The sequence below is a fragment of the Streptomyces sp. NPDC029216 genome (genome assembly GCF_040648015.1).
Classification (GTDB): Bacteria; Actinomycetota; Actinomycetes; order Streptomycetales; family Streptomycetaceae; genus Streptomyces.
Map to the genome: position 1 here is coordinate 1 of NZ_JBEZWL010000196.1, position 11,189 is coordinate 11,189.

Here is an 11,189-nt window from a genome sequence, read left to right on the forward strand (position 1 = left end):
GGCCGTCGCCGCCGCCACCGCCGCCGCCACCGCCGCCACCGGCGAGGAGGCCGTCACCGCCGGCGCCGCCCTTACCGCCGTCACCGCCCCTACCGAGGACGCTGCCGCCGCCGGAGCCACCGGAGCCACCGCCGCCGCCGATCAGGCCGCCACCGCCGGCACCGCCGTCTCCGCCCTTGCCGCCTCCGTTGGGGAGGGCGGTGGCCACGTGGGCCGGGGCGGGGGCCGCCATGGCCGTCGAGGCCGGGAGGACGACGCCTCCGGTGACGATGGCCGCCGCGGCCGCCAGGGTCGCGAGGCGCAGGGTCCGGCGCTGCGGGCGGACGGTGGCGGTGGTGGTGTCAATCTTGCGGTTCATGACTTTCTCCTGACTGTGCATGCTATTTATTGGGGTGCCCCGGAATTTCGGGACGGTGCGGTGAGGGGATTCGATCGGGAATTCCTCCGGGGAGGCTTTCCTTCTCTTTCCTGTTTCCTCGTTTCCTTTCCGCTCCTCAAGTAAGCCCCAGCGGGCACAGCAGGGTCACGTTCCGGAAAGTCGGGACTTGACAGCGCCGCGGACGGCGGTTAAAAGCCGGATCTCAGTCGAGCCGGTCGACGAGGACGACCGCCACGTCGTCGGCCAGCCGGCCGCGCGCATGGCGCAGCAGCGCCCCGCGCAGGCCTTCGAGGAAGGACTGCCGGGTGCGGTCGTGGAGTGCCTCCATCGCCCCGGCGAGGTCGAAGAAGGCGTTGTGGCCGTCGCGGGCCTCGATGACCCCGTCGGTGTGCAGGAGCAGCCGGTCCCCCGGGGCGAAGGGGTAGCTGTCCGTCCTGCCGGGGGGACCACCGATGAACTCCTCCAGGCCGAGCGGGGGCAGCGGGACCGTGGGGGCCAGGGGGCGGGCTTCTCCGTCGCGCAGCAGCAGCGGGGGCGGGTGGCCCCGGTTGACGATCTGGACGTGGAGGGTGTCGGGGATCTGGGCCACCACCGCGGTCACGAACCCCTCCAGGAGCGCGTCGTCCCCGCCGGCCAGGCTCGCGCTCGCGGTGGCGGCGTCCCGGCGCAGGGCGGCGCCGCAGTGGTTGACGACCTCCACCAGGTCGTCCTCGTAGTGCACGGACTCCCGGAACGCGCCGAGGACGACGGCGGCGGCCCGTACGGCGGGCAGGCCCTTGCCGCGGACGTCACCGACGATCAGCCGGATCCCGTACCGGGTCTGGACCGCGTCGTAGAGGTCGCCGCCGATCTGGGCGCCCTTCTCGGCCGCCAGGTACATGCTGGCCGCCCGTACCGGCCCCAGCCGGGCCGGGACGGGCCGCAGCAGGACCTCCTGGGCGGCTTCGGCGATCCGGCGGACCTGGGCCAGCTCGTTCTCCCGGCGGGTGCGGACGGCGCGGCTGGTCATGACGCCGGCCGCGGACACCAGGAGGAGGGCGAGGAGGTTCGTGTAGACCTGGCGGCCGCCCCAGGCGTGGTTGTACGTGGCGGTGACGACGCTGACGCAGACGGCCAGTCCGGCCGCCGCGAGCGTGCCCCGGGGGCCCAGGGTCACCGCGGCCAGGGCGGGCGTCGCGACCAGCAGGGGGCCGGTGTACAGGGCGTGCGCGGGAGTGAGCTCGACGACGAGCACCACGAGGGCGATCGCGAAGGGGAGGCACTCCGCGAGGACGAAGAGGACGTGGTGGCCGCCGGCTCCCGGTCCCGGGGGCGAGCGCAAGGGCGCTCTCATGAGTACAGCCTGCCTCGCCCGGGCGTACGGCCGCCACCTCGTCCGGCGCGTCGCCCGGGGCCGGCGCCCCGGGGCGGGCCGGACCGGGTAGGGATACGGAAACGGCCGGAGGGGCCCGCCCCGCGACCCTGGAGCGCTGTCCATGAGCACCGAGCCCGCGGAGGTCCCCCGGGTCTCCCGTCAGGAGTTCGACGCCCTCTTCGCGGCGGTCCGCACCTGGGGCCGCTGGGAGCCGGCCGACCGGGGCGCCTGGAACCGGGTCACGCCGGACCACGTGCGCCGGGCGGCCGCCCTGGTCCGCGACGGTACGGCGGTGCCGCTCGGCCGGCCCTGGGACACCCGGCCCGGCCCGGACAACCCCCGGCCCGCCCTGCACCACATGACCGACCTGGGCGACGTGGAGCCCCCGGAGCCGTCCGCCCACAAGGACTTCCTCGGCGCCGATTACCACGGCAAGGCCGTCAGCCACCTCGACGCGCTGTCGCACATCGCCTACCGCGGGGAGCTCTACGGGGGCCGGCCCGCCCGGGCGGCCGTCGGCGCGGGCGGCGCCCGCCACGGGTCGGTGGCCGCGCTGGGCCCGCTCGTCACCCGGGGCGTGCTCCTGGACCTTCCCGCCGTCCTGGGGACGGACTGGCTGGAGCCCGGGCGCGCGGTCCGCGCGGACGAGCTCCTGGCCGCCGAGCGGGCCCTGGGCGCGCGGATCGACGAGGGCTGCGCGGTGCTGGTGCGCACGGGCCGGTTCCGGCGCCGGCGGGAGCTCGGCCCGTGGGACCCGGACGCGGCGAGCGCGGGCCTGCACGTGAGCGCGGTGCCCCTGCTGGCCGAGCGGGGGATCAGCCTGCTCGGCGCGGACGGGGACAGCGACGTGCGCCCCTCCCCGGTCGAGGGCGTCCACTCCCCCGTCCACACCCTGGCCATCACGGCCATGGGCGTGCCCCTGCTGGACAACCTGGACCTGGAGGGGCTGTCCGCCGCGTGCGCCGCAGCCGGACGGCACGCCTTCATGCTCGTCGTGACGCCCCTCGACGTTCCCGGCGGGACGGGGTCGCCGGTCAATCCCGTCGCCGTCCTGTGAAGCGGCAAAACTACCGGAATATACTCAAAACGCTGATTCGCCTTTCACCACACGGACCAGGGCGATCATCCCGACGGGGCCGGGGCACACCGGCAAGGGGAAGTGATGCAGATGGGCGTCACGGGAGACGAGACCGGCCCCGCACGCTCCCGTGAGCGCTTCCTGGGGGGCGAGCCGGTGGAGGCCGGGGTACGGAGCCCCATCCTGGACTCGTGGCTGCGCTGCCGGCTGCTGGGGCTCTCCCCCGACCAGGCCGAGCTGCCCTACCGGGACGACTTCGACCCGGACAGCCGCCTCGTACGGGCCGCCGGACCGGTCCTCGACCACCTGCAGTCCCGGTTCTCCGGCAGCCAGATGAACATCTCGGTCGCCGACGCGGACGGCATGGTGCTGCAACGCCGTTTCGGCGAGCCCGCCCTGGCCCGGAACCTGCCCCCCATCCAGACCGTGCCCGGATTCGTCTTCGCCGAGCGCTACGGGGGAACCAACGGCATCGGCCTCGCGCTGGCCGAGCGGCGCCCCGTCCAGGTCTACCGCGCCGAGCACTTCGCGGAACGCGCCCAGTCCAACGCCTGCTGCGCCGCCCCCATCCGCGACCAGCTGAGCGGGCACATCGTCGGCGTGCTCTGCTTCGGGTACCCGTACGCCTACGAGCACCCCGAGCTGGCCGTCCTGCTCGGCCGCGCGGTCGGGACGATCGAGCGGCGGCTGATGGCGCAGAGCTCGGCGCGCGAGCGCGGGCTGCTGCACACCTACCTCGACGCCGAACGCCGCGCCCGGGAGACCGGGGCCGCCGGGGACGGACACCGCCGCCTCGGGCCCGTCGTCCCGGCCGGCACCGACGGGGCGGAGGCGTTCGCCGAGCCGGCCGGCCTCGAACTGGACCCGCACGACCGGGCGCTCCTCAAGGAGAAGGCCACCGAGCTGATCTCCGCCGCCCGGCGGGCCGCCGTCGGCGTGGCCCTCCCCCACGGCCGCGAGGCCACCCTGCTGAGCCACCCCGTCACCAGCGGCTCCGGCGTCGAGGGCGTGGTCGTCGAGGCCGTCATCGGCGGTGACGGCCCGCCGGTCCACCACCTCCCGCTCTCGCCCGGCCCGCCCCGCACCGTCCGCGGCCTGGTGCTGGTCGGCGAGCCCGAGGTGGGCAAGTACGCCGTCGAGGCGCGTCAGCGCCTGGAGCTGCTGGCCGAGGCCAGCACCCTCATCGGCACCACTCTCGACGTGGGCCGCACCGCCCGGGAGCTCGCCGAGACCGCGGTCCCGCGCCTGGCCGACTACGTCACCGTCGACCTGCCCGGGTCCGTGCTGCGCGGCGACGAGTCCGCCGACCCCGGAGCCGAGCTGCACCGCACCGTCGTCCACGGCATCCGCGACGACTGCCCCTTCTACCCCGAGGGACGGCCCGTGGAGCTCCTCGCCGGCACCCCGCAGATGCGCTGCCTGACCGGCGGCCACCCGGTCCTGGAGCCCGAGCTGAAGTCCGCGGCGGGCTTCATCGCCCAGAACCCCGAGCGCGCCCGCAGGCTGCTGGAGCACGGCGTGCACTCCCTGATCGTCGTCCCGCTGCTCGCGCGCGGGGTAGTGCTGGGCATCGCGAGCTTCTACCGCGCCGAGGACCCCGCCCCCTTCGGCGACGACGACAGCCGGCTGGCCCAGGAGCTCGCGGCCCGCGCCGCCCTGTGCATCGACAACGCCCGCCGCTACACCCGGGAGCACAACCTGGCCCTGGCCCTGCAGCGCAGCCTGCTGCCGCGCGGACTGCCCGAGCAGGGCGCCGTCGAGGTCGCCCACCGCTACCTGCCGGCCGAGTCCGGGGTCGGCGGCGACTGGTTCGACGTCATCCCCCTCTCCGGCACCCGGGTGGCCCTGCTCGTCGGCGACGTCGTCGGCCACGGGCTGCACGCCGCCGCGACGATGGGGCGGCTGCGGACCGCCGCGCGCAACTTCGCCGAGCTGGAACTCGCCCCCGACGAGCTCCTCACCCACCTCGACAACCTCCTGGTCCGCCTCGACCGGGAGGAGGGCGGCGACGACGCCGAGGGCAGCACCGGCATCGTGGGCGCCACCTGCCTGTACGCGGTGTACGACCCCACCACCCGGCAGTGCACCATGGCCCGGGCCGGCCACCTCCCGCCCGCGCTGGTCCACCCCGACGGCAGCGTGACCTTCCCCGACCTGCCCGCCGGGCCCCCGCTGGGCCTGGGCGGGCTGCCCTTCGAGACGGCCGAGATAGAGCTGCCCGAGGACAGCACGCTGATCCTCTTCACGGACGGGCTCGTCGAGGACCGGCACCGCGACATCGACGTCTCCCTCGACCGGCTGCGGGGCGTCCTGGCCCATCCGGACCGCGGTCCCGAGGAGACCTGTCAGGCCGTCATGGACGCCATGGCGCCCGAGCACCCCGAAGACGACATCGCCCTCCTGGTCGCCCGCGCCCACACCCTGCCCGCCGACCGGATCGCCGCGTGGGACCTGCCGGCCGACCCCTCGAAGGTCTGCGACATCCGCGCCGCCGCGACCCGGCGGCTGACCGCGTGGGGACTGGAAGAGCTCGCGTTCGCCGCCGAGCTGATGCTGAGCGAACTGGTCACCAACGCGATCCGCTACGGGGGCGAGCCGATCCAGGTCCGCCTGATCCATGACCGCGCCCTGATCTGCGAGGTCTCCGACGGCAGCAGTACCGCCCCGCACCTGCGGCGGGCGGCCAACACCGACGAGGGCGGCCGGGGCCTGTTCCTCGTCGCCCAGCTGGCCCAGGCCTGGGGCACCCGCTACACCCCCCGGGGCAAGGTGATCTGGGCCGAATGCGCCCTGGACGCCGCGTAACGTCCGTCGTACCCCGGAACGGGCCGGTCCGGGCAGTAACATCCCCGTGTCCCGCCCTCCCGTGCGGGGGATCCGAGGCCGGCCCCGGAGACGTCCGTGCATGACGCCCATGACGAGTACGACGCCCCACCGGGCCGCCCGCCCCGGCCCCCGGGCGCGGAACCGCTCGTGCGGATACGGGGTCTCGGCAAACGGTTCGGCGGCACCGTCGCCCTGGACGGGGTGAGCCTCGACCTGTACGGCGGCAGCGTCCTCGCCCTCCTCGGCCCGAACGGCGCCGGCAAGTCCACGCTCATCAAGGTGCTCGCCGGGGTCCACCGGGCCGACGCCAGCGAGGTGACGGCGGCCGGGCACCCGCTCGGCTCCGAGGCCGCCGCCGCGACGATGTCCTTCATCCACCAGGACCTCGGCCTGGTCGACTGGATGACCGTCGCCGAGAACATCGCCCTGGGCACGGGCTACCCGCGCCGCCACGGCCTGATCTCCTGGCGGCGGACCCGGGAGCGGTGCGCCGAGGCGCTGGAGACCGTCGCCGGCCACCTGGACCCCGGCGCCCGCGTCGCGGACCTCGCTCCCGCCGAGCGCTCCCTGGTGGCCATCGCCCGGGCGCTGGCGCGGCGCACCCGGCTCTTCGTCCTCGACGAGCCCACCGCCACGCTGCCCGCCGCCGACTGCGCCCGGCTCTTCGACGTCCTGCACGCGCTGCGCGACCGGGGCCACGGCATCCTCTACGTCACCCACCGGCTCGACGAGGTGTACCGGGTCGCCGACGCCTTCGCCGTGCTGCGCGACGGCCGCGTGGTCGCGGGAGGCCCGTTGGCCGGGTACGACCCCGGCCGGCTGGTCCGGGACATCACGGGCGGGGTCCCGGCCGGGCCCGGCCGGCCGGCTCCCGCCGGGCCCGCGTCCGGGAGGCGGCCCGTGCTGCGCCTCGACGGCGTGACGACCGCGCGCAGCGGGCCCGTCAGCCTGGAGCTGGCCCCCGGGGAGATCCTGGGGATGGTGGGGCTGACCGGGGCCGGGCACGTGCACCTGGGCCGGGCCCTCGCCGGGGTGCTGCCGCTGCTCGGCGGGCGGGTCCTGCTCGACGGCCGGCCGTACCGCCCGCGCGGCGCGGCGGGCGCCGTGGGCCGCGGGGTCGGTTTCGTCGCCGCCGACCGCCAGGAGGAGGGCTGCGCCCCCGATCTGACGGTCCGGGAGAACCTGCTGGCCAATCCGAGGGCGGCGGGGGTGCCGGCGTGGCGCTGGCTGGGCCCCCGGCGCGAGCGGCGCGAGGCCGCCGCGCTGATCGAACGGTTCGCGGTGCGGCCCCGGGACTGCGAGGTGCCCGTCGCCACCCTGTCGGGCGGGAACCAGCAGAAGGTCGTCCTGGGCCGGTGGCTGCGCGGGCGGCCGCGGCTGCTGGTCCTGGAGGAGCCGACCGCGAGCGTGGACGTCGGCGCCAAGGCGGCGGTCCACCGGATGCTCGACGAGGCGGCCGCCGGGGGGCTCGCGGTCCTGCTGGTGTCCACCGATTTCGAGGAGGTCGCGGACCTGTGCCGGCGGGCGCTGGTGTTCGTCCGCGGATCGGTGGCGGCCGAGCTGTCCGGCGCCCGTCTGACCCCGGCCGAACTGACCCGCACCGCCTCGGCCATGCCGGCGATCACCGGCAGCGCGGGGGCTCCGTGACCGGCTGGTCGCCGCGCGGGCACCTCATCGGCAGCTACGGCCTGCCGGCCCTGACCGTCCTGCTCTTCCTGGCGTTCTCCCTCGCCCTGCCGGACACCTTCCCCACCCGGGACAACGTGTCCTCGATCCTGTCCAACCAGTCCATCCCCGCCCTGCTCGCGCTCGGGGCGACGGTCCCGATCGCCACCGGGAAGTTCGACCTGTCCCTCGGCTACGGGCTGGGCCTGGCGCACGTGATGGTGATGCACCTGGTCGTCGACGTGGGGACGCCCTGGCCGCTCGCCTGCCTCGCCGTGGCCGCCGGCGGGGGCCTGGCCGGCGCCGTGAACGGGATCGTCGTCGAGTTCGCCCGGATCGACTCCTTCATCGCCACGCTCGGCACCGGCAGCATCATGTACGCCGTCACCGGATGGCTCACCGGCGGCAGCCGGATCGTCCCCGGCCCGGGCGGGCTGCCGTCCTCCTTCACCGCCCTCTACGACGCGCGGTTCCTCGGCCTGCCGCTGCCGGCCTTCTACGTACTGGCCGCCGCGGCGGTCCTGTGGGTGGTGCTGGAGCGGCTGCCGTTCGGCCGGTACCTGTACGTCATCGGCTCCAACCCGCGGGCCGCCGCCGTCCTCGGCATCCCCACGCGCCGGTACTCGGTGTCCGCCTTCGCCGCGTCGGGGCTGGTCACGGGCATCGCCGGGGTGCTGCTCGCCGCGCAGCAGCAGATCGGGAACCCGAGCGTCGGACTGGACTACCTGCTGCCCGCCTTCGTCGGCGCGCTGCTGGGCTCCACCACCGTCAGACCGGGCCGGGCCAACGCGGCCGGGACCCTGGTGGCCGTGAGCGTGCTCGCCGTCGGGCTCGCCGGGATCGGCCAGCTCGGCGCCGAGTTCTGGGCCACCTCCCTGTTCAACGGCGGCACGCTGCTGATGGCCGTCGGTCTGGCCGGGTACGCGGCGCGGCGGCGGCTGCGTACCCGGGCCCCGGCGGACGGGCCGCCCCCGCACTCCGGCGACGGCTCCCCCCGGCCGCCGGCGCACCCCTGATCAGGAGCACCGTGTACCCGAACCGCAAGAGCGCCCTCGCGGCCGCGGCCCTGTGGGCGGCCGCCTCCACCCTCGTCACGGGCTGCGGCGGCGCCCCCGCGCAGGCCCCGGCCCCGCCCTCGGACGCCCGGTGCCCGGCCGCGCTGGCGAAGGCGAAGGAGGCCGTCGGACGGGCCGAGCTGACCGACGCCGCCTGGAACGGGCCGACCACCGGCCCCGCGGCCGTGCCCGGCAAGAGCCTGGTCTACGTCGCCCAGACCATGACCAACCCCGGGGTCGCCGGGGTGGCCGAGGGGGTCCGGGAGGCCGCGGCGGCCATCGGCTGGCAGGTCCGGGTCATCGACGGGGAGGGCACCCCGGCGGGCATCCAGGCGGCGTTCAGCCAGGCGGTCACCCTCAGGCCCTCAGGCATCGTCATCGGGGGCTTCGACCCGCAGCTCACGGCGCAGCAGACGGCGCGCGCGCAGGCGGCGGGCATCCCGCTGATCGGCTGGCACGCGGTCAGCTCCCCCGGTCCGAGCTCGGCGCCCCGGCTGTTCACCAACATCACCACGAGGGTGGAGGAGGTGGCGGGGATCAGCGCGGACTGGGTCATCGCCCGCTCCGGCGGCGACGCCGGGGTGGTCGTCTTCACCGACGACTCCATCCCGTTCGCCCGCACCAAGTCGGAGCTGATCAAACGCCGTCTCGCCGGCTGCCCGGGCGTGCGCCTGCTGGCGACCGAGAACATCCCGATCCCGGACGCCAGTCAGCGCACCCCGCAGGAGGTCTCCTCCCTCCTCTCCCGCTTCCGGGACCGCTGGACGGACTCCGTCGCCATCAACGACCTCTACTTCGCCGACGCGGCCCCGGCCCTGCGCGCCGCCGGACGGCCCGGCGGGGGCCCTCCCTTCAACATCGGGGCGGGCGACGGGGACCCGTCGGCCTTCCAGCGCGTCAACAGCCGGGGCTACCAGGCGGCGACCGTCCCCGAGCCGCTGTCCCAGCAGGGCTGGCAGACCGTCGACGAGTTCAACCGGGCCTTCGCCGGGCGGCCCGCCAGCGGGTACGTCGCCCCGGTCCACGTGGTGACGGCGGACAACAGCGGCGGGGCCGCGGCCTGGGACCCGAAGGGGTACCGGGAGGCGTACCGGAGGATCTGGCGCGGGGAGTGACGCGGCGACGGACACGGAGCCCCGCGGCGGGGTCGGTGCGGGGGTTGGTTGTCCGGATATGGGTAGTCTTCCCGGGTTGGTGTGCCGGGTCTCGTCGGGGCGGGGTGGGTTGCCATGGGTCGTCAGACAGGGGTGCGCGCCGGGGCGGTGGCCGCAGTGCTGCTGCTCGGCGTGAGCGGGTGCGGCGGATCCGGGGGCGCCGGTGACGGGAAGACCCCGCGCGGACCGGCCGCGAGCGCGAGCCCCGTACCGTCCGCGCCCGCCGCCTCCTCCGCGTCCCCGGGCGGTGACGCGAAACCCGCCTCGGGGGACGTGCTGCCGGGCATGGTGAGCGCGGCCGTGGCCCGGACGCAGCTGGCGGCGCTGACGACGGGCAAGCCGGGCACGATGGCCGGCTACAGCCGCGACAGGTTCACGCACTGGGCCGAGCAGGGCAACAAGTGCGACACCCGCGAGACGGTCCTCAAGCGCGACGGCGGCGACGTCACCCAGGACGCCGAGTGCCGGGCCGTGTCGGGCAGCTGGAAGAGCCTGTACGACGGCGCCGTCGTCAACGAGGCGTCGAAGCTGGACATCGACCACATGGTCCCGCTCGCCGAGGCCTGGCGCTCCGGCGCCTCCGGGTGGGACGCGGCGAAGCGCAAGGCCTTCGCCAACGATCTGACGCGGCCGCAGCTGCTGGCGGTCTCGGCCGCCTCCAACCGGTCCAAGGGCGACCAGAGTCCCGATCTGTGGCAGCCGCCGGACAGGTCGAGCTGGTGCCAGTACGGCCGCGCCTGGACCACCGTCAAATCCCATTACGGACTGACCGTCGCCGATGCCGAGAGGGCCATGCTCACCACCATGATCGACACCTGCGCCGCATGACCGGGCCCCGTCAGTTCCAGTGGCAGGACGACGTCCTCGCCGGCCCCGGCGGGGCCATGACGGACGAGGTCGGCGTCATCACCGGCCCGCTGACGCTGCGCACCACCGGCGGGCCGGACGGGAAGGTCCGCTTCGAGGTCCAGTACACCGACGCGGACGAGTGGTACACCCTCACCGGCAGCCCGGTGGCGCACGGCGACCCGTACGCGCTGCACACCGCCGCGCTCCGCGCGATCGGTGCCGGAGGCGGGGCCGAAGCACCGTCCGCGCCCGCCTGAGCAGCCACTCCGGGGACGGATCGTTGGGCCGCTCGGGTGACGGGCGATAACCCCTGGCGGTGACGGGAGTTGATCCAAGCGTCCCGCCGGGGACAGCACATGCGACAGAAGGATCTCCACGATGCTCAAGAAGTTCATGGCCACCGCCGCGGTCACCGCCTCCATCCTGGGCACGGGCGCCCTCGCGGCCTCCCCGGCGATGGCGATCGGCAACGACAACGGCGTCAACACCGTCAACGGCAACGGCTCGCAGCAGATCTACGGCAACCAGGAGACCGCCGGTGCGATGAGCCCGCAGCTCAGCGCCGTCCAGGGTTCGCTGAACAAGCTCTGCGTCGGCCTGCCGGCCAAGGTCAACGTCCAGTCCGTCCTGGCCCTCGTCAACGTCGGCGTCCAGGACATCCCGATCGCGTCCAACCCGCAGAACCAGCAGTGCGCCGAGAACTCCACCCAGGCCAAGGGTGACGAGACCCTCTCGCACATCGCCTCCAACATCCCGATCCTGTCGGGGAACCTGTCGGCCGGCAGCTGATCCAGCGGCCCCGGAGCGGCGTGACGACCCCGGTCGTCAC

At 75.1% G+C, this 11,189-nt stretch carries 9 protein-coding genes and 1 pseudogene; 8 read left to right on the forward strand and 2 right to left on the reverse strand.

Annotation, left to right across the window (positions count from 1 at the left end; all coding sequences use genetic code 11):
- Both AB0F18_RS36130 and AB0F18_RS36135 read right to left on the reverse strand, forming a co-directional pair.
- Nucleotides 1-358, reverse strand: a pseudogene (locus tag AB0F18_RS36130) (hypothetical protein); the annotation flags it as partial.
- A gap of 223 nt (nucleotides 359-581) precedes the next feature.
- Nucleotides 582-1,712, reverse strand: a complete 1,131-nt coding sequence (locus AB0F18_RS36135; protein WP_362068766.1) for a PP2C family protein-serine/threonine phosphatase — start codon at nucleotides 1,710-1,712, stop codon at nucleotides 582-584.
- A gap of 142 nt (nucleotides 1,713-1,854) precedes the next feature.
- Between AB0F18_RS36135 and AB0F18_RS36140 the strand changes: the two genes are divergently transcribed.
- The 8 genes from AB0F18_RS36140 to AB0F18_RS36175 all read left to right on the forward strand — a co-directional run bounded on the left by AB0F18_RS36140 (nucleotide 1,855) and on the right by AB0F18_RS36175 (nucleotide 11,149).
- Nucleotides 1,855-2,790, forward strand: a complete 936-nt coding sequence (locus AB0F18_RS36140) for a cyclase family protein (RefSeq protein WP_362068768.1) — start codon at nucleotides 1,855-1,857, stop codon at nucleotides 2,788-2,790.
- Nucleotides 2,791-2,901: 111 nt separating this feature from the next.
- Entirely contained in the window at nucleotides 2,902-5,616 is a 2,715-nt protein-coding gene (locus tag AB0F18_RS36145) for a SpoIIE family protein phosphatase (RefSeq protein WP_362068771.1), read from the forward strand.
- Nucleotides 5,617-5,712: 96 nt separating this feature from the next.
- Nucleotides 5,713-7,284 carry a sugar ABC transporter ATP-binding protein gene (locus AB0F18_RS36150; protein ID WP_362068774.1) on the forward strand — a complete coding sequence of 524 codons (1,572 nt, stop codon included), beginning with the start codon at nucleotides 5,713-5,715 and terminating at the stop codon, nucleotides 7,282-7,284.
- Nucleotides 7,281-8,318 (forward strand): ABC transporter permease, encoded by a 1,038-nt coding sequence (locus AB0F18_RS36155; protein WP_362068777.1) that lies wholly within the window; start codon nucleotides 7,281-7,283, stop codon nucleotides 8,316-8,318. The genes AB0F18_RS36150 and AB0F18_RS36155 overlap by 4 nt, the downstream gene beginning before the upstream one ends.
- 11 nt (nucleotides 8,319-8,329) lie before the next feature.
- The gene (locus AB0F18_RS36160; protein ID WP_362068780.1) at nucleotides 8,330-9,472 is read left to right on the forward strand and encodes a substrate-binding domain-containing protein; all 1,143 of its coding nucleotides are present in this window, start codon (nucleotides 8,330-8,332) and stop codon (nucleotides 9,470-9,472) included.
- A gap of 114 nt (nucleotides 9,473-9,586) precedes the next feature.
- Nucleotides 9,587-10,339, forward strand: a complete 753-nt coding sequence (locus tag AB0F18_RS36165; protein WP_362068783.1) for a DUF1524 domain-containing protein — start codon at nucleotides 9,587-9,589, stop codon at nucleotides 10,337-10,339.
- Complete coding sequence (locus AB0F18_RS36170; RefSeq protein WP_362068786.1) at nucleotides 10,336-10,617, forward strand: hypothetical protein; 282 nt, start codon at nucleotides 10,336-10,338, stop codon at nucleotides 10,615-10,617. The genes AB0F18_RS36165 and AB0F18_RS36170 overlap by 4 nt, the downstream gene beginning before the upstream one ends.
- Nucleotides 10,618-10,738: 121 nt before the next feature.
- Nucleotides 10,739-11,149, forward strand: coding sequence for a rodlin (locus AB0F18_RS36175; RefSeq protein ID WP_362068789.1), 411 nt, complete (start codon nucleotides 10,739-10,741; stop codon nucleotides 11,147-11,149).
- Nucleotides 11,150-11,189: the final 40 nt, after the last annotated feature.

Coding starts and splice junctions, on each gene's coding strand:
- AB0F18_RS36135 (WP_362068766.1), bottom strand. CDS start 1,712: ATGAGAGCGCCCTTGCGCTCGCCCCCGGGACCGGGAGCCGGCGGCCAC.
- AB0F18_RS36140 (WP_362068768.1), top strand. CDS start 1,855: ATGAGCACCGAGCCCGCGGAGGTCCCCCGGGTCTCCCGTCAGGAGTTC.
- AB0F18_RS36145 (WP_362068771.1), top strand. CDS start 2,902: ATGGGCGTCACGGGAGACGAGACCGGCCCCGCACGCTCCCGTGAGCGC.
- AB0F18_RS36165 (WP_362068783.1), top strand. CDS start 9,587: ATGGGTCGTCAGACAGGGGTGCGCGCCGGGGCGGTGGCCGCAGTGCTG.
- AB0F18_RS36170 (WP_362068786.1), top strand. CDS start 10,336: ATGACCGGGCCCCGTCAGTTCCAGTGGCAGGACGACGTCCTCGCCGGC.
- AB0F18_RS36175 (WP_362068789.1), top strand. CDS start 10,739: ATGCTCAAGAAGTTCATGGCCACCGCCGCGGTCACCGCCTCCATCCTG.